This window comes from Psychromonas sp. MB-3u-54 (genome assembly GCF_002836415.1).
GTDB lineage: Bacteria > Pseudomonadota > Gammaproteobacteria > Enterobacterales > Psychromonadaceae > Psychromonas.
Genome location: NZ_PJBP01000178.1, coordinates 124,546 through 141,146, shown reverse-complemented (window position 1 = coordinate 141,146; position 16,601 = coordinate 124,546). Strand labels below are relative to the sequence as shown.

The window sequence follows — 16,601 nt, the reverse complement described above, 5'->3', positions numbered from 1 at the left end:
TCGATTCCGGTAGTCGGCACCATTAATTACTTCTTTATTTTTAAAGAAGCTTGTTTTAAAAAACAAGAAAGAGTTTTGCTTCGTTAGCTCAGTCGGTAGAGCAGAGGATTGAAAATTCTCCTGTCCTTGGTTCATCTTTTGATCAATAATCAGGAGACGAAGCACCATCATCATTCAAGCCTTGATAAAGAAATTTATCGAGGCTTTTTTGTATTAGAATATTGCTTAAACATAATCGTCTCCGTGGTTTAACTTTTGATCAATGACCCACACCATCATTCAAGCTCTTAAAGTGAAAACTTTAAGAGCTTTTTTGTATTCGAATATTAATTAAATAATCGCATCTGAGAGTCAAATAGCGTATTTATACTTGGCAGTATTAAAGTCGGAAATCAATAATATGTGCATTATCGGGGTGTCTGTATCTTGGGGACGGTTTGTTATAAACTAAACTCAATCTGGGCTTGGTTAATAAGGGAAAGGCTTAATTAAATGTTTTATGAAGGGACTGAAAAGCGCTTAGAGATCATTACAACAGAAATGGATTTGTTACAACTTCCCGAGGCTTTTTGGCAGCAAATGGTCGAGCAGGCAGATGCTTTCATTATTTCAAAAATAGAGAATATACAGCTTAAAGCCTACCTTTTATCTGAGTCGAGTTTATTCGTTTGGCATAACAAATTATTACTGATCACCTGCGGTAATACTCACCTTGTAAAAGCAGCCCAATTCTTTCAAAAGCAATTCGATAAGCGGGTTATTCAATCCTTATTGTTTCATCGTCATCAAGCTCAGTTACCCGATTTACAAAAAAGCAGTTTTGCGCAAGACACTGTACTGTTAAAAACGCATTTACAGGGGGAAACAAAGCATTGGCAGGGAAATTACCGCGGTGACCTCTTTTTATTCGGAGAATCGCCTACAGGAGCTGTAAAGACGAAACAAATATTAATGCTGCATGGTTTGTGTGGTAATTTTGCCTGTTCGTTACAATCAGGCTCTGTTAGTCAGCAACTGATTGCCTCAAGATTAGCTGTATTACGGTTTTTCCCCTGCCTGCAAACAGATCAATTTACCTTTAGCCCAAAGGGTTATTCGTTAAATGCGCTTGCAGGAGAGCAATACTTAACTCTCCATATTACGCCGGAAAAATTAAGCACCTATTTGAGTGTGGAAAGCAGTTTTGAGGCGCAGGTTATGCAGCCCTTTAACGAGCATCTGCATGCCCTATTTCGACCACAACAAAGTCACTTAATGTCTTTTATTGATCATCCGGATCAAGGCTTAGAAATAACCGTTTCTTCGGTGATGTAATACCAAACGCTATTCCAGTATAAATACCACCTGTACCTGGTCATTTATTTTTATTTTATTCACTTGATAGGTACTTTCAGCCCTCTGCTCACTTACTGCACGCATCATAAGAGGCTGAGCATAATTGTGCTGATAATTAATGGCATAAATTTTTCCTAACTTAGCTTGATAGGCTGAGGCTAAATTCTCCGCTTTTTCTTTTGAATCTTGAATGGCCAGTTGGCGAACTTTTAATTGCCACTTTTGTGGTGATTGTAAGCCATAATGCATTTGCCCGATAGATTGGATATTTGCCGCCATTACAAGTTCTAAAAATAGATTCACTTTATCGATATCAGTTAATAGATAAGTCAAATCACGGGTTGCGGCAATCCCCTGCAAGGTACGTTGATCTTTTATATATTGGTATTGTGCTCTGGTATTGATTTGGCCTCTTTCCAGCACCTTAGTATCAAAGCCGCCCTTTTCGAGGTTAACTAACAGCGCAGCAACCTGTTGATCAACATTCTGCTTCGCTAAACCTGCGGTTTTCTCTAATGAAGTCGCTTGAAACTGAACCGTCACTTGATCCGGCTGTACTTCAATTTGTGCACTGCCGGTGACCGCAACATGCGGGCCATCGGGCAAAGCGCCTGCATTTACTAAAGTTGAAAGGGAAAGAGTCGTTATAATAAGCAGTATTGTAGTTCGAAAATAGCGCATAAATATCCTTAGAAATGTTCAGGTGAGTTTAGGACAGGGCTTGGATCATTTAGTTGCATCAAGCTGTTATTTTGGACAAAAAAAAGCCAGCAATTAAGCTGGCTTCATAATTTAAATATTCAACTGACCAGCAGCTGAATCCGTTAAATTATAGTACGTCGACTGCGTTAAGATCTGAGAATGCTTTCTCAAGACGTGCAACCATAGACTCTTGACCAGCGCGTAACCATGCACGTGGATCATAATATTTCTTGTTAGGAGCATCTTCACCCGTTGGGTTACCGATTTGGCTTTGTAAGAAATCATGTTTTTCGGCTTCATAACCGCGAACACCATCCCAACATGCCCACTGCGTATCTGTATCGATGTTCATTTTGATAACACCGTAACCGATAGACTCTTGAATTTCAGCTTCAGATGAACCAGAACCACCGTGGAATACGAAGTTTAAGCTGTTCGTTGGAAGACCGTGTTTTTCAGAAACAAACGCTTGTGAATCACGTAGGATAGCCGGAGTCAGTTTAACATTACCTGGCTTGTATACGCCGTGAACGTTACCAAAAGAAGCCGCGATAGTGAAGTTAGGGCTGATTTTAGAAAGCTCAGTATTAGCATAATCAACTTCAGATGGTTGAGTATAAAGTAACGAGTCATCCATACCAGAGTTATCAACACCGTCTTCTTCACCACCAGTACAACCTAGTTCTATTTCTAAGGTCATGCCCATTTTAGACATACGTGTTAGGTATTGAGCACAAGTTGCGATATTTTCTTCTAGAGGCTCTTCAGAAAGATCTATCATATGTGAAGAGAAAAGAGGCTTACCCGTTTCTGCAAAGTGCGCTTCAGAAGCAGTTAGTAGTCCGTCGATCCAAGGCAGTAATTTTCTCGCCGCGTGGTCGGTGTGAAGAATAACAGGAACGCCGTAAGCTTCAGCCATTGCGTGAACGTGTTTAGCTCCAGAAACCGCGCCAAGAATAGCAGCTTCGTGACCAGGAAGTTTAAGACCTTTACCTGCGTTAAATGCAGCACCGCCATTAGAAAATTGGATTACAACGGGTGCTTTAACTTTAGCTGCGGCTTCAAGTACAGCATTGATTGAATCACTGCCAACAACGTTTACCGCTGGAAGTGCAAATTTGTTTTCTTTTGCAACTGTAAATACTTTTTGTAAATCATCACCAGTGAGAACACCAGGTTTTACTACGTCTAAAATCTTAGTCATGAGGATAGTCCTGTTTATTTAGAGTTAAATTACATTTTGCTTAATTTCACGGCTGATATTACACAATTTTGTGATGAAAAGCACGGAAATGAAAATTGGATGAAAATTAAGAAAAGAGCGTTTATCTCGTTTTAGCTGTTTACTTAAGCATTTGCACGTGACTCTAGCATGGCCACAGCAGGTAATACTTTACCTTCAACAAATTCAAGGAAAGCACCGCCGCCCGTTGAGATGTAAGAAACATCTGCAGTAATACCAAATTTATCGATAGCCGCTAATGTGTCACCACCACCAGCAACAGAGAACGCATCGGATTCAGCAATTGCTTTAGCAATACCAGCAGTCCCCGCTTCAAAGTTTTTAAACTCAAAGACGCCAACCGGACCATTCCAAAGAATAGTTTTAGCATCTTTTAGAATAGCCGCTAATACAGCCGTTGAATCAGGACCTAAATCGAAGATCATGTCATCATCTTGCACGTCTGCCACGTTTTTAATAACGGCTTCTGCGTTTTCATCAAATGCTTTAGCACAGGCAACATCTGTCGCAACCGGAATAGCACAGTCAACCATTAGTTTTTTAGCTGTTTCAACTAAGTCGGCTTCGTATAATGATTTCCCAACATTATGGCCTTGCGCTGCAATAAAGGTATTAGCAATACCACCACCAACAACCAGTTGGTCAGCAATTTTAGACAGAGACTCAAGTACCGTAAGCTTGGTAGATACTTTAGAACCACCAACGATAGCGACTAATGGGCGAGCTGGTTTGTCCATTGCTTTACCTAATGCTTCAAGTTCAGCTGCAAGTAGCGGACCTGCACAGGCGACAGGCGCAAATTTAGCGATGCCATGAGTCGATGCTTGAGCACGGTGAGCCGTACCAAATGCATCCATTACGTAAACGTCACAAAGTGCAGCAAGTTGCTTCGCAAGACCTTCTTCGTCTTTCTTTTCACCTTTATTAAAACGGACGTTTTCCAGAACAACAACTTCACCTGCATTTACTTCCAGGCCATTTAAATAATCAGTCACTAAACGGACGGGCACATCTAATGCTTCATTTAAATAATCAACCACAGGTTGTAGAGAGAATGCAGCATTTTCTTCAGCGGTACCGCCTTCAACAGGACGACCTAAGTGAGATGTGATCATTAATTTAGCGCCTTTTTCTAACGCTAGTTTAATTGTCGGGATAGAAGCACGGATACGCGCATCGGATGTTACTTTACCATTTTTAACTGGCACATTAAGATCTTGGCGAATAAATACACGTTTGCCGGCTAAATCTTGATCTACCATTTTCTTTACTGACATGATGAGTCCTCTCATTTAATTTTAAAACTATATATATCCAAATTACTTGAAGATACAGTAATCCGCAAGACGCTAAATGATGGCCTTCTAACAAGATCGATCATTTTTTATCGTCTTGCCCTTCGGAAGATTTTCCCGAAAGCGAGCACTACCTTGTAACACTTGAGAAGGGAATAATCACTCTCATCCTGTTATGCCTAGGGCGAAACTCTGCATCTTCAGGTAGTTTGGGTATACTTCTGATATTACTGCCTGAATATCTGTCCAAGCCTAGCTATAACAAAGCTTTATAGTAAACATTTGTCGGTTCAACTTGTATTAGTGTGAGCAGTATAGACGAAAGTTTTTCTTACTTCGATATTAATGAGAGTGTAATTTACCTTTTTCCCCTGCGGGGGGAATTGATTTGCATCATTTTCCGTGATTTCTTTCACAACACAAGATGATAATTGAGGTTTTTAACCTAATTGGCTGAGATTTAAATTGATTAACAACAGCAGATTGCCCTCTTTTTTTTCCTGGTTAATAGTGTCAGTTATCCGCATCTTCCGCCTAAAAAAATGATCCAACGGCTGCAGATCTAATATTGAGCAATCCACTGAAAGGACCAAGCATCAACAATAATGTATCAACAAATAGAAGATTAAAATCAGGAATGGCTAAGCGCATAAAGGGAGCAGTGAAAGCGTTAATATTCGCCAGATAATAGAGCGAAATGAAAGACAATAAGACAATAAGGCAATAAGGCGATAAGGCAATAAGGCAATAAGGCGATAAGGCGATAAGGCAATAAGGCAATAAGGCAATAAGGCGATATTATTCACTTTTAAGAGAAGCATTCCACAACATCAATCTCAATCTCAATCTCAATCTCAATCTCAATCTCAATAGATTACTTTACACCTGAAAGTCTGCTGTGCAGCTTAAATTTCATATTTTTTGCGATCACCCAAGTCATAAAAGAGCGGCATGTTAAGCTTTTTCCAAGCCATATACAGATATAAAAAAGCAGCAGGAATAAAGCCGCCTGCAGCCCATTGCGACTGTGCAAACAGCACCGAAAACCAGCAAAGCACTAATAACACTGGCACGAGCTTAAGGTAATACAATGAAAAACAATGGCTTTCCTTAATAGCGATCCCCGATAGGGTAATAAATAATGCCCCCAGACTCAAATAAGCTGCCAATAATCCGCTTGTTGCAAGGCTAACGGCAACTAACCAAACGCCTATCCAACAGGAGGTGACCAATATCCAGCGCACGGATTTTTTATAAATATGTAATGAAGCAGCTTGCAATAAAGCGCCTAACGATAAAAATACAAGGACGTGTTTAAACCAATAGGGGTAAAAAATTTGTTGTGCTGCCAGCAGGAGTAAAGAGATGCCGGTTAATATCATCCCGCAACGGTATAATGTGATACTTAATTTATCCCAAGTATCTAATCGTTCTTTTACCCCAGTATCTGCCATAACCTAACCTCGATTTAAATGATAAATAATAAACTGATTTTTCTTTGTTTGTTAAGAATATGTAATAATAAACCTCTTGCAAATATATTGTTATAAAGCCAGAGGGTAATCATGAACAACATTGAAATTCGTGGCGCTAAAACTCACAATCTTAAAAATATAAATATTTCTATTCCACGCGATAAATTGATTGTGGTCACCGGACTTTCGGGTTCCGGAAAATCATCTCTGGCTTTTGATACTTTATATGCGGAAGGACAGCGCCGTTACGTTGAATCCCTTTCTGCCTACGCGCGCCAGTTTCTATCATTAATGGAAAAGCCCGATGTTGAGCATATCGAAGGTTTATCACCGGCTATCTCCATAGAGCAAAAATCGACTTCTCATAACCCGCGCTCTACGGTCGGAACTATTACTGAGATTCACGATTATCTGCGCCTTTTATTTGCGCGGATCGGTGATCCGCGCTGTCCGACACACAACGTCACTCTTAATGCACAAACCGTCAGTCAGATGGTCGATTCTATTTTAAGTAATCCGAGTGGCAGTAAAATGATGCTCCTTGCCCCGATTGTCAAAGAGCGTAAAGGTGAGCATGTAAAAACCTTTGCAAGCCTTGCTGCACAGGGATTTTTACGGGCGCGGATTGACGGGGATATTTGCGATTTAAGCGATCCGCCAATATTAGAATTACATAAAAAACACACTATTGAAGTGGTTGTGGATCGTTTTAAAGTGCGTGATGACTTAAAACAGCGCTTGGCTGAGTCGGTCGAAACAACCTTGAGTTTAAGTAACGGCTCAGCTGTTGTGGCCTTTATGGATAACGATCAACCGGAACAACTTTTTTCCGCTAACTTCGCCTGCCCGCATTGTGGTTACAGTATTGCAGAATTAGAACCGCGCATATTTTCCTTCAACAATCCGGCGGGTGCGTGCACAACCTGTGAAGGACTCGGCATCGAGCAATACTTTGATCCTGATTTAGTGGTCAGCAATCCCTCATTAAGCTTAGCTGAAGGCGCAATTAATGGTTGGAGCAGTAAATCTAATTATTATTTCCAGATGTTATTAGCTGTTTGTCAGCATTATGGATTTTCAGCCGAGATTCCCTTTCAGAATCTCAATAAAAAACAGCAGCAGGTGGTTTTATTTGGCTCAGGAAAAGAGAGGATCTCATTTTCATACAGCAATGATAAAGGAGATACTGTTTCCCGCTTGCATGTGTTTGAAGGTGTCATTCCAAATAGAACGCGTCGTTATCACGAAACCGAGTCCAGTGCGATGCGCGAATACCTTGCTAAATATATGAACCGCCAACCCTGCTCAAGCTGCCATGGATCGCGCTTAAAAGAATCCTCTCGTCATGTATTTATTAATGAGGTTAACTTGCCTTATATCTCGCAATTATCAATTGCCGATGCGGAATCTTTTTTTGCCAATATCAGACTGCAGGGGCAAAAAGCGACAATAGCAGAAAAAATTCTTAAGGAAATTTTAGAACGGCTCAGTTTTTTAGTCAACGTTGGTCTTAATTACCTCAGTTTAGAACGCAGTGCTGAAACTCTTTCCGGGGGTGAAGCGCAGCGTATTCGCCTTGCCAGCCAAATTGGTGCAGGGTTAATGGGGGTAATGTACGTTTTAGATGAGCCTTCTATCGGTTTGCATCAGCGTGATAATGCACGTTTACTGAAAACCTTAACCCATCTGCGCGATCTGGGGAATACGGTAATAGTTGTTGAACATGATGAAGAGGCCATTCGTCTGGCCGATCATATTATTGACATCGGGCCCGGTGCGGGAATCCATGGCGGTTTTATTATTGCAGAAGGTAATTATAAAACAATTCTTAAGGCCAAAAATTCATTAACTGCTGATTATCTCAGTGGCCGCAAGTCGATAGCCATTCCAGCAAAACGCACTGCGCTTAGCGATCAGTGGATTAAATTAAGCGGGGCAACGGGTAACAATCTAAAATCGGTCAATCTGGAAATACCGATTGGGGTATTAACTTGTATTACCGGTGTTTCGGGTTCAGGTAAATCGACCTTGATTAACGATACTCTGTACCCGCTTGCGCAAACCCGATTAAATAAGGCGACCATCCTTAAGGCTTCACCCTATCAAAAGATAAGCGGTCTTTCTCATTTAGATAAAGTGGTTGATATTAACCAGAGCCCGATAGGCCGGACACCGCGTTCAAATCCAGCGACCTACACTGGCATTTTCACTCCTATTCGAGAGTTGTTTGCAGCCACGGCTGAATCACGTGCGCGCGGTTATAAACCAGGTCGTTTTAGTTTTAATGTCAAAGGCGGACGCTGTGAAGCCTGCCAGGGTGATGGGGTTATTAAAGTTGAAATGAACTTCCTGCCCGATGTTTATGTGCCCTGTGATATCTGCCAGGGTCAACGTTATAACCGCGAAACATTAGCGGTTAAATACAAAGGAAAAAATATTCATGAAACCTTAGATATGACCGTTGAAGATGCTTTTAAATTTTATCAGCCGGTTCCCGTGATCGCCCGGAAATTACAAACTTTAATGGATGTGGGCCTGTCCTATATACGTTTAGGCCAGGCGGCAACCACCCTTTCAGGTGGTGAGGCTCAGCGGGTAAAATTAGCCAAAGAGCTTTCCAAACGTGATACCGGTAAAACCCTGTATATTCTGGATGAGCCAACCACAGGTTTACACTTTCATGATATTGCCCAGCTTTTAAAAGTCATTCAGGCTTTACGCGACCATGGTAATACTATTGTAATTATTGAGCATAATTTAGATGTGATTAAAACCGCGGATTGGATAGTTGATTTGGGACCGGAAGGCGGCAATGGCGGCGGCGAAATTATCGCAGCGGGCACGCCGGAAGAAGTTGTAAAAGTATCAGGTAGTTACACCGGGCAGTTTTTAAAAGAAATGTTAAACAAAAAATTATAAGCGCATAACAGCAGCGCATAAGCATAAGTATTGCAGTTATAAAAAAGAGACGTTGAAAATGGATTTACAGCAAAAATTAACCCGTGCATTTATAATAACTTTTGCGCTTTTAATGGGCATTGGAGCCCATTATTTCCAGTATAATCTGGGTGGTAGTAGTCTTAAATTACCACAGAACAATGTTGTCTGGATATTTTTCCCAGTCTTGATTGCTCTGGGTTTCTGGAAAATAACCGCACAGCAAAAAATATTCTACAGCCGTTTTACGGTGGTTTTATTAAGCGCTCTTATCCTCTTTTATATTCCTCTTTTTTACCCCAATAATGAACTGGCAAATCAAAGCTATGTGCGCTTATTGGGCCTGTTTGCCGGTGTATTGCTCTTTATCAGCCTGCAGCAGTTTCAGTTTGATAAAAAAAACCTCGAAAAGCTTTTATTACTGATTGTGCTTGCGGGGTTTTTACAAGCTTGCTACAGCCTAATGCAGGATTATCTGCTGCCCGCTGATAATATCTTTGGCTATAATGTAGATTACGGCCGCCCCGATGGTATTTTTCAACAGCCTAATGTTTTGGCCAGCTTTATGGTGACAACGCTGATTTTAGCCGGCTACTTATTACAGAAAATCCGAGATAAAAAGTTACAATTTTTTTTACTGTTAACTGCCCTATTAAATGCATGGGTGATAACCATAAGCGTCTCGCGCACCGGCTATTTGGGATTATTAATCGCTTTGATCTTATTTATTCCATGGGCATGGCAGAGCAATAAAAAGAAACTGGGCATTTTTCTTCTCGCTTTGTCTCTGGGCATCGGTTTTGCCTCACTCAAAAGTGATGTTTTAGGCGCAAAGAACGTAGAGAAGCTTAAAAAAGGGGGGGCACGCTTAAATTTCTATTCACACTCCTGGCAAATGATTAAAGATCAGCCTTTAATAGGCTATGGTTACGGTGGATTTGAAAAAAATTATTTAATCACTTACAACCAGCAGGTTAAAAATGGAAACTTACCTGCTTTTAATACCCGCCTTACCCACCCACATAACGAAATATTATTCTGGGCCGTTGAAGGTGGAGTTGTACCAATAGTAGCGATATTGTTATTGGCAATTGCTTTTATACGTTTATTAAGTGTGTTTAGATTAGCCCATGCAATGGCCTTATCCGCGCTAGTAGCGCCAATCATAGTGCATACCCAAACTGAATATCCGCTTTACCATTCAGCTCTGCACTGGTTAGTCCTGTTAGTATTGGTCTTTTATATTGACTCCCAGTCCGAAAATAGTCGCCAACAACTGTTCCGGCCAACTTTTGTATTACGTTCCTTGGCGTTATTAATTCCTCTCTTAACCATACTGTTTATGATCAGCAATTTATATAACATCTCAAAAATAACCGCATTTGAACGAAGTAAAAAGACAAAGATAGAGAAACAAACCAGTAAGGCTGCGGCAAGTAGTTCAGCGGTTAATGCCAACAAGCAAAAAAGTATAAACTCACAGCTAATGCCAAAAGAGTAATCACAGATTATGATTCAAAAATGTAAAACTAGGCTGCTATTATTGGTGAGTTTACTGCTGACGAATAACGTCTGTGCTGATATTTATATGCTGGTTGATAAGAAGGGTAATCAACATTTCGCTGAACGTAAAGTAGATTCAACTTACCGTTTGATATTAAAAAGTGATTCCAATACAAGTTCAAACTCCTTCAATACCCAGAAACGTAAAAATGTTACCGTTATTCACATACCGAGAAATAAAAAACTGCAAAAAAAATACCACCCTATTATTGTTCAAGCGGCACGGAAATATAACTTGGAATCTTCATTTATTCATGCGGTGATCACAGCAGAATCCAGCTATCAGTATAATGCAGTTTCATCCGCCGGTGCTCAAGGTTTGATGCAGCTGATGCCGGAGACGGCGCTGCGTTTTGGTGTTAATGATCCCTTTGATCCCAAGCAGAGTATTCACGCCGGCAGCGAATACCTGTATAAACTGCTGCAGGAGTTTAAAAGTAAAGAGCTGGCATTAGCGGCATACAATGCAGGAGAAGGCACAGTAAGACGTTATAATAAACAAATTCCGCCGTATCCGGAGACCGAACAATATATTGATAAAGTAATGGGATTTTATTGGTATTACCGTAATAGCCTCTAAAGTTCCCATTCTTTATTAACACGCTTAAATTTTAACCCTTCAGACTAAAACTGATTGGCTTACGCATTTTTTTGACGGGTTTGCTCTTTTCAGCTTGAGCCGCCCGATTATTTTTTGCAGCAGGCCGATCGCCGTGAGCTGCTGTTTCATGATCCACAACTTCATAACCTTCCGTTTGACCTTTTAAAGCAACCTGATAATGCTGCTCATTAAAACTAATAAGATCTCCAGCATAGATTTTTTTGCGTTTTTGAGTTTCAACCTGACCATTCAAAAAAACATAACCTTCGGTGATCGCAAGTTTCGCTTCCCCGCCACCCGATACTAAGTTTGCAAATTTGAGTATCTTATAAAGGGCTGTTGGCTCCTCTTTGATTTCTACCAGCGTTGCGTAAATTTCTTGCTCAGACATATCACCTTCTTAATGATTATATTAACCTATTATACAAACAGACTTATTTACCCGTCAGACTATGATCCCAATCTTTCCAAACCACCTCAAAACCTTTTGATTTAACCAACTTCGCCATTTTAGCCGGGGATCTGTCATCGGATATTTCAAACTGCTCAAGGGCTTTTTCAGATGTTTCTGCATAACCGCCCGGTTGTGTACTGGATCCCGCACTTAATGATGTAATACCTAAAGGTAAAACATGATTCCTAAAATGTTCAGATTCGCGGGTTGAAAGTGATAACTCAACTTCGGGGCTAAATAATCGATAGGCACAAATCAATTGTACCAGTTCTTTATCATCCATCACCGACTTTATTTCCATGCCGCCTGCACAGGGCCGTAAACGTGGAAATGAGATAGTATAGCGGCTTTGCCAGTACTTTTTCTCTAAATAATTCAAATGTGCGGCCACATAAAAACAATCGGTGCGCCACTCTTCAAGGCCTATTAAGCTTCCTAAACCCATTTTAAGCATACCTGCTTTACCGAGTCTATCCTGAGTATCTAAACGATATTTAAAATCAGATTTTTTACCCTTTAAATGATGCTCTGCATAGGTAACCGGATTATAGGTCTCCTGATACACTAATACGGCATCAACACCAAATTCAATAAGCTCTTCATATTCGTGCTGATCTAGGGGCTGTATCTCAATGGTGATATGTGAAAAATGTTTTTTTATAATAGGCAGCGCTTGTTTAAAATACTCCACCCCAACCTTGCGTTCAGACTCCCCGGTCACCAGTAAAATATGGGCAAAACCCATTTTTTTAATGGCTAAACATTCATTCTCAATCTCTTGCATATCCAAGGTCTTACGACGAATAGCATTATGCATAGAAAAACCGCAATAGGTGCAGATATTGCTGCACATATTGGATAGATAGAGCGGAATAAAAAATTGCTGGGTTTTACCAAAACGCTGCTCGGTCAGTTGTTGTGATTTTTGGGCCATTTGCTCGAGGAAAGGCTCGGCTGCAGGAGAGATTAACGCTTTAAAGTCTTCTAAATCTAAACGTTCTTTGAATAAAGCACGCTGCACATCATGGGTACTTTTGCCATAAATAGACAGGCGTATATCATCCCACTGATAATTTTTTATCTGTTCGCTGAAACTCATGATTTTCTTACCCCGCCTGTAAAAATGCAGTCAGTGGACTTGATGCGACGGCATGACTCACCTGCCCCGCTAAACCTGCAAGATATGCCTGTCGCCCGGCTTGTACAGCTTTAGCAAAAGCTTCACTCATCAAAACAGGATCACCTGCCACGGCCATGGCGGTATTGACTAATACCGCATCAGCGCCGAGTTCCATTGCCAGCGCCGCATGTGAAGGGCTGCCAATGCCGGCATCCACAATCACCGGAATATTCGCCTGCTCGATAATTATCTGTAAAAAATCAATGGTTTTCAGCCCTTTATTAGAGCCTATAGGTGCGCCCAAGGGCATCACCGCGGCACAACCTGCGGCTTCTAAATGTTTACATAAAACAGGATCGGCATGCACATAGGGAAGCACCACAAAACCATCACGCGCTAAAAATTCAGCGGCTTTTAATGTTTCAATCGGATCCGGCAGCAGATACTTAGGATCGGGATGAATTTCTAATTTTATCCAGTTGGTCTGCAGGGCTTCTCGGGCGAGTTGTGCGGCAAATATCGCCTCTTTAGCATTACGGGCACCGGAAGTATTAGGCAATAAATTCATGCCGTTTTTAATTAAGGGCGCAAGAATATCATCGTCCTTATGCTCCATATCAATACGCTTTAAGGCCATAGTGACTAATTCAGATTGTGATGCTTCGAGCGCCGCAATCATAGTTTGTTGGTCATTAAATTTACCTGTTCCGGTAAACAGGCGTGAGGTAAAGATTTTATCCGCAATCACTAATGGATCGCTGGACTGCATTTTATTAAATAACATCTATGACTATTCCCCTGCTATAGGTTCGGGAAGTGAAGGTTTTATTAGCAATCACTGATGGATCGCTGGACTGCATTTTATTAAATAACATCTGTCACTAGCCTCCTGCGATGGCTTGGAAAAGCGATATTTGATCGCCTTCATTAAGGGTATATTCAGCCCATTTTGAACGGCTGATAATATGCTGATTAACTGCCACTGCGCTGCCTTTTAAAGGACTTTCTAACAGCAATAATAATTGTTCAATATTACAATCAACGGGGATTGTTAGTACTTGCTCGTTTACAAAAATATTCATTTAATTTGTCCGCATACGGGGCATTTAGGATCTTTATTAATCACAAAGGTTTGCCACTCTAAGGTTTTAGCATCAAAAAGTTTTAATTTATTGTTGATCCCTGAAGGTAAACCGACCAGATACTTCAATGCCTCAAGTGCCTGCAATGTGCCAATGGTGCCAACCACTGGACCAAGTACTCCGGCATTACTGCAATTCAAAGCTGGCTCTTCACTATTAGGGAATAAGCAGTGATAACAGGCAGAATCATCTTTACTGTGGTCAAAAAACATTAACTGCCCTTCGAAGCGAATCGCAGCCCCCACAATCAATGGTTTGCAAGCTTGCACACAGGCACGATTAATCATCTGCCGACTGGCCATATTATCGGTACAATCTAAGACTAAATCCGCCAGAATAAGCTCCATCGAAAGTTGTGATTCACTCATTTGAGTATTAATGCTGCGTACTCGTACTTCAGGATTAAGTGCCTCTAAACGCTGTTTCATCAAGGTGACTTTAGCAGTGCCTAGATCACTGCTTTGGTAGGCGATTTGGCGTTGCAGATTGCTCACTTCCAAATGGTCAAAATCAGATATTACCAGCGTGCCTACCCCCGCAGCGGCTAAATACAGTGCGGCGGGTGAGCCGAGTCCTCCCATACCAATAATCAGTACCTTGGCAAATTTCAAAGCGCTCTGCCCGGACTCACCAACATCTTCCAATAACAGATGACGGCTATAACGTAATGTTTCAGGATCCGTTAACATGATTTACCTTAGGTCTGTTGACCTTTCGTGTGCATTTTTGCAGCAATTTGTGCGTGCTTTATACAAGGCAGAGCTTGCGTTGTGTAGTTATTCTACATAAGCAGGCGATAACGTAGTAGAAAGTGCGCAAAAATGCTGCCCTTCGGGTTCACCTAAAAGTGTCCTGCGCTGTGTTATGCGTCGTTTACATAGAATAACTATGTGAACGAAGCATGCCTTGCTCAGAACACTTTTAGATTGAACAAAATTTGTACTATAAAGGTCAAAAGACCCTGATATTATGAATACTTCAAGTAGAGAGCCCTAAGCTCGGTACTCGGTGCTATTTTTTACTGGATCACTTGATTAAATGATTCAATGGCAATTTTGGGGGAGGCGGCATGGGTTATTGCGCTAACCACCGCGATACTGCCAACCCCGGTTTTCCAAACGGCAGGAGCCCGTTCAAGGTTAATACCGCCAATCGCCACCGTCGGAATATTCGATAATAACTGAGCATATTGTCCTAGACGGGTTAGACCCTGCGGATCCGAAGGCATATCTTTAGTTTGTGTTTCAAAAATATGCCCCAGTGCGATATAACTTGGTTTCAGCTGTCTGGCGCGCAGAATTTCATAATAACCATGGGTACTCAGTCCTAAACGTAATCCTGCATCGGCAATTAAGGGTAAGTCTGCTATATCCATATCTTCCTGACCAAGATGCACACCATAGGCCTGATGTTTGATGGCCAGTTGCCAGTAGTCATTGATAAATAAGCGCGCATTATATTTTCGGCCAAGGGCAATCGCATCAATAATCTGCTGTTCAACCTGTTCGGGTTGTTTATCTTTAATACGCAGTTGCAGGGTTTTCACACCCAATTTTAAAACTTTTTCTAACCATTCGACTGAATCTAAAACAGGATATAAACCCAGTTTAGTGGTATCACAAGGCTCAAAACCAGGACCGGCTTCTAATCTCCCCGGCAGATCTAACTCATAACCGATTTTTGACTCCGGCAAAACCACTTCCGGGAAATCAGCACGATCTTTTGGCCAACCGCAATGGGCAAAGGAACTTTTTCCCGAACCCGTAACGGTAGCGTCTTTTAGTCCTTGGTTAAGGTAAGCTTTTGCCAGTACCAAAGCATCTTCAATAAAATAATCAAGCGCCATAGTGGCTGCAATAGCGCTCGCTAAAGTCGATCCGCTAGCATAAGTATTTACATTAGTTAAGCGCGGACTGGTTAGCGCAATTTCACGCTGCCCGTCGCTCCAGTAATCTAACGCGGCGTCATCCACCAGCTCAAAATGTCCACCTTTGATCAGCACACTGCCACAGCCCATACTGATCAATTTTTCAACTGCAGGTTTAAATGATTCACCGGAGATCAAAGCATGCCCGGATAAGGTTAATACCTCATTGGCATTAGGCGTTAATAAATCGACTTGAGGTAATAACTTACTTTTAATGACTTCATTAATCCCCTGATCGATCATCTTTTCATCCGTTGATAAAATCGCCACGGGATCGTAGATAACAAAGGGCTTTTGTAACCAAGTTTGTTTATATAACGCTAACTGCTGAGCGAGTATTTTAATGTGTTCAACACTCGCAATTAAGCCAATTTTAATAATTTTAGCGGGCATGTCCTCTGCCAAACTAGCCAATTGTTGAGTGAACATCTTATCGGAAACACTTTCAACTAAACTGACGGATTGAGCATTTTGCGCAGTGACTGCGCTGATCACGCAGCACCCTTCAGCGCCTAAATCATGAAAGGTGCAAAGGTCCCTTTGAATACCCGCTCTGCCACTGCAATCAGAAGCACCAATACTCCAAACAATATTACTCATATTTATCCTTAACAAGAGCAGCTAATAGCTGCGAGTGACGAGCTAAAAACTAAGAGCTGCGGGCTAAGAGCTTCGAGTCGCGAGCTGACAGCTGCGAACTGATAGCTGCGAGTTACGAGATCGAAACTCAAAATTCGCAACTCGCAACTCGTAGATCAAAGCTCAAAGCTCAAAGCTCAAAGCTAGAAACTCGAAACTCGAAGCTCG

The 16,601-nt window shown here is 41.4% G+C and carries 14 protein-coding genes; 4 read left to right on the top strand and 10 right to left on the bottom strand.

Features of this window, described 5'->3' with window-relative positions; translation table 11 throughout:
* Positions 1–492: 492 nt before the first annotated feature.
* A complete protein-coding gene (locus CXF72_RS16375; RefSeq protein ID WP_101040630.1) occupies positions 493–1,314 on the top strand; it encodes an S-adenosylmethionine decarboxylase in 822 nt (273 codons plus the stop codon).
* Positions 1,315–1,323: 9 nt separating this feature from the next.
* Here CXF72_RS16375 and CXF72_RS16370 read toward each other — a convergent pair whose 3' ends face one another.
* The 4 genes from CXF72_RS16370 to CXF72_RS16355 form a co-directional block, all read right to left on the bottom strand.
* On the bottom strand, positions 1,324–2,016 hold the full coding sequence (locus CXF72_RS16370; RefSeq protein ID WP_101040628.1) for an SIMPL domain-containing protein: 693 nt from the start codon (positions 2,014–2,016) through the stop codon (positions 1,324–1,326).
* A 148-nt stretch (positions 2,017–2,164) separates the two neighbouring features.
* Positions 2,165–3,241, bottom strand: coding sequence for a class II fructose-bisphosphate aldolase (gene fbaA, locus CXF72_RS16365; RefSeq protein ID WP_101040625.1), 1,077 nt, complete (start codon positions 3,239–3,241; stop codon positions 2,165–2,167).
* Between the two features lie 143 nt (positions 3,242–3,384).
* The gene (locus tag CXF72_RS16360; RefSeq protein ID WP_101040623.1) at positions 3,385–4,557 is read right to left on the bottom strand and encodes a phosphoglycerate kinase; all 1,173 of its coding nucleotides are present in this window, start codon (positions 4,555–4,557) and stop codon (positions 3,385–3,387) included.
* A gap of 923 nt (positions 4,558–5,480) precedes the next feature.
* Positions 5,481–6,029 carry a DUF2301 domain-containing membrane protein gene (locus tag CXF72_RS16355; RefSeq protein ID WP_101040621.1) on the bottom strand — a complete coding sequence of 183 codons (549 nt, stop codon included), beginning with the start codon at positions 6,027–6,029 and terminating at the stop codon, positions 5,481–5,483.
* A 111-nt stretch (positions 6,030–6,140) separates the two neighbouring features.
* On the opposite strand from CXF72_RS16355, the gene uvrA reads away from it, so the two are divergent.
* The 3 genes from uvrA to CXF72_RS16340 are packed head-to-tail and all read left to right on the top strand — an operon-like array spanning position 6,141 to position 11,130.
* Positions 6,141–8,969, top strand: coding sequence for an excinuclease ABC subunit UvrA (uvrA, locus tag CXF72_RS16350; protein WP_101040619.1), 2,829 nt, complete (start codon positions 6,141–6,143; stop codon positions 8,967–8,969).
* A 58-nt stretch (positions 8,970–9,027) separates the two neighbouring features.
* On the top strand, positions 9,028–10,488 hold the full coding sequence (locus tag CXF72_RS16345; protein WP_101040617.1) for a PglL family O-oligosaccharyltransferase: 1,461 nt from the start codon (positions 9,028–9,030) through the stop codon (positions 10,486–10,488).
* Positions 10,489–10,497: 9 nt separating this feature from the next.
* Complete coding sequence (locus CXF72_RS16340; RefSeq protein ID WP_101040615.1) at positions 10,498–11,130, top strand: lytic transglycosylase domain-containing protein; 633 nt, start codon at positions 10,498–10,500, stop codon at positions 11,128–11,130.
* 31 nt (positions 11,131–11,161) lie between these two features.
* On the opposite strand, the gene CXF72_RS16335 is transcribed toward CXF72_RS16340, so the two are convergent.
* The 6 genes from CXF72_RS16335 to thiE all read right to left on the bottom strand — a co-directional run bounded on the left by CXF72_RS16335 (position 11,162) and on the right by thiE (position 16,394).
* Entirely contained in the window at positions 11,162–11,542 is a 381-nt protein-coding gene (locus CXF72_RS16335; protein WP_101040613.1) for an RNA-binding S4 domain-containing protein, read from the bottom strand.
* A gap of 43 nt (positions 11,543–11,585) precedes the next feature.
* Positions 11,586–12,704, bottom strand: coding sequence for a 2-iminoacetate synthase ThiH (gene thiH, locus CXF72_RS16330; protein WP_101040611.1), 1,119 nt, complete (start codon positions 12,702–12,704; stop codon positions 11,586–11,588).
* A gap of 7 nt (positions 12,705–12,711) precedes the next feature.
* Positions 12,712–13,509 (bottom strand): thiazole synthase, encoded by a 798-nt coding sequence (locus tag CXF72_RS16325; RefSeq protein WP_101040609.1) that lies wholly within the window; start codon positions 13,507–13,509, stop codon positions 12,712–12,714.
* 97 nt (positions 13,510–13,606) lie between these two features.
* Entirely contained in the window at positions 13,607–13,807 is a 201-nt protein-coding gene (gene thiS, locus CXF72_RS16320; RefSeq protein WP_101040606.1) for a sulfur carrier protein ThiS, read from the bottom strand.
* Positions 13,804–14,556: a HesA/MoeB/ThiF family protein gene (locus CXF72_RS16315; protein WP_101040604.1), complete on the bottom strand. Its 753-nt coding sequence runs from the start codon at positions 14,554–14,556 to the stop codon at positions 13,804–13,806. The genes thiS and CXF72_RS16315 overlap by 4 nt, the downstream gene beginning before the upstream one ends.
* 329 nt (positions 14,557–14,885) lie before the next feature.
* Positions 14,886–16,394, bottom strand: a complete 1,509-nt coding sequence (gene thiE / locus CXF72_RS16310; RefSeq protein WP_101040602.1) for a thiamine phosphate synthase — start codon at positions 16,392–16,394, stop codon at positions 14,886–14,888.
* Between the last annotated feature and the right edge of the window lie 207 nt (positions 16,395–16,601).

Bases quoted from the DNA above. Each gene is read 5' to 3' on its own strand.
- thiS (WP_101040606.1), bottom strand. From the start codon at position 13,807: ATGAATATTTTTGTAAACGAGCAAGTACTAACAATCCCCGTTGATTGT.
- thiE (WP_101040602.1), bottom strand. From the start codon at position 16,394: ATGAGTAATATTGTTTGGAGTATTGGTGCTTCTGATTGCAGTGGCAGA.
- CXF72_RS16345 (WP_101040617.1), top strand. From the start codon at position 9,028: ATGGATTTACAGCAAAAATTAACCCGTGCATTTATAATAACTTTTGCG.
- CXF72_RS16375 (WP_101040630.1), top strand. From the start codon at position 493: ATGTTTTATGAAGGGACTGAAAAGCGCTTAGAGATCATTACAACAGAA.
- CXF72_RS16315 (WP_101040604.1), bottom strand. From the start codon at position 14,556: ATGTTAACGGATCCTGAAACATTACGTTATAGCCGTCATCTGTTATTG.
- fbaA (WP_101040625.1), bottom strand. From the start codon at position 3,241: ATGACTAAGATTTTAGACGTAGTAAAACCTGGTGTTCTCACTGGTGAT.
- uvrA (WP_101040619.1), top strand. From the start codon at position 6,141: ATGAACAACATTGAAATTCGTGGCGCTAAAACTCACAATCTTAAAAAT.
- CXF72_RS16355 (WP_101040621.1), bottom strand. From the start codon at position 6,029: ATGGCAGATACTGGGGTAAAAGAACGATTAGATACTTGGGATAAATTA.
- CXF72_RS16360 (WP_101040623.1), bottom strand. From the start codon at position 4,557: ATGTCAGTAAAGAAAATGGTAGATCAAGATTTAGCCGGCAAACGTGTA.
- CXF72_RS16340 (WP_101040615.1), top strand. From the start codon at position 10,498: ATGATTCAAAAATGTAAAACTAGGCTGCTATTATTGGTGAGTTTACTG.
- CXF72_RS16335 (WP_101040613.1), bottom strand. From the start codon at position 11,542: ATGTCTGAGCAAGAAATTTACGCAACGCTGGTAGAAATCAAAGAGGAG.
- CXF72_RS16370 (WP_101040628.1), bottom strand. From the start codon at position 2,016: ATGCGCTATTTTCGAACTACAATACTGCTTATTATAACGACTCTTTCC.
- thiH (WP_101040611.1), bottom strand. From the start codon at position 12,704: ATGAGTTTCAGCGAACAGATAAAAAATTATCAGTGGGATGATATACGC.
- CXF72_RS16325 (WP_101040609.1), bottom strand. From the start codon at position 13,509: ATGTTATTTAATAAAATGCAGTCCAGCGATCCATTAGTGATTGCGGAT.